This window comes from Blautia sp. MSK.20.85 (assembly GCF_013317245.1).
Taxonomy (GTDB): Bacteria; Bacillota; Clostridia; order Lachnospirales; family Lachnospiraceae; genus Blautia_A.
This window is the reverse complement of the sequence record NZ_JAAIUN010000079.1, coordinates 1-1,210: the sequence shown is the minus strand read 5'-3', so window position 1 is coordinate 1,210 and position 1,210 is coordinate 1. Positions and strand designations below refer to the sequence as shown.

The following is a 1,210-nucleotide window of genomic DNA, read 5'->3' as shown; positions in this document are numbered from 1 at the left end:
AAGAATTTTATGAATATGTCAAAGACAATGTAAAGGAGTATCTGCCAGAGTCTTATAAGGACGCAGAAATTAAACTTCAGGAAGTAGAAAAAAACAATGGTTTGAAGCTGACAGGTATTACGATTCCGAATGGAGATCAGAGAATCGTACCGACAGTCTATCTGGATTCTCTCTACCAGGAATATATCCATGGAAAAGATGTAGACTCTTGTGTTGGCGATGTGGCTGATATGCGTATTGAGGCACAGGGAAAAGCAGAATTTTTTGATATGGGAGTTCCAGATATTCTGGATTATGAAAAGATGAAGGACAAATTACAGATGAGAATTTGTGATAAGGAATGGAATACCGATCTTCTTGCAGATAAAGTAGTCACAGAACACGGAGATTTTGCAGCTTATTATGCAGTAAATCTGGAGGAAAATGGAGAAGGGATCAGCAGTATTCCGGTAACTGTTTCTCTGATGAACGAGTGGGGAGTATCTGCCGAACAGATTCAAGCGGATGCGATGGTGGCAGACCGAAAACGTGGTGTCACACTTATGGATATGAATGAGATTATCAAATCTACGATTTTTGGTGAAGAACCAGAAAACCTGCTGAATGAAAAAATGGATATGGAAGCCATGGAAAACCCAATGTTCTGTCTGACAAACAAAGCTAAGATGAATGGAGCTTCCCTGTTACTGCAGGAAGATATTCGTAAACAGATTGGGGAATGCCTGGGTAGTGATTATTTTGTCATCCCATCTTCCATTCATGAAGTGCTGATTCTCCCTGATAACGGAATTTTTCAGGTCCCGGAACTAAATGCGATGGTAAAAGAAGTCAATGAGACACAGGTAGAAAGAGAGGAACAGCTGTCAGATAAGGTTCAGTTCTGTGATGGAAAGACAGCAGTCATGGAAAATGCTGAACGCAGGGAAGCACGGCTAGAAAAAGCAAAAGAAGCAGAAAAAACAGCTGTAAAAAAAGAAGCCAAAGGAGGAATACACGGAAAGCTGGAGAAAGCCAAGGCAGAGATCAAGGCAAAAGAAGCAGAGAAAGTGCCGAAGAATAAGTCAAAAGATCTTGCCACAGCATTATAAAGAGAAGCAACGATGATTTTAAGGGGACTGTGCTAAGCAGTCCCTGATTTTATGAAAAGGAGTAGCGCATGGCAAATAAATTATATGCAATGGAACAGCTGACGGAAGAGGTGGCAAAAGAT

The 1,210-nt window shown here is 40.8% G+C and carries 1 protein-coding gene; it reads left to right on the top strand.

Annotated features, from left to right (window positions below; all coding sequences use genetic code 11):
- Positions 1–1,088 (top strand): DUF5688 family protein (locus tag G5B12_RS16940; RefSeq protein WP_173826599.1); only part of this gene is annotated, 1,088 nt, incomplete at its 5' end.
- Between the last annotated feature and the right edge of the window lie 122 nt (positions 1,089–1,210).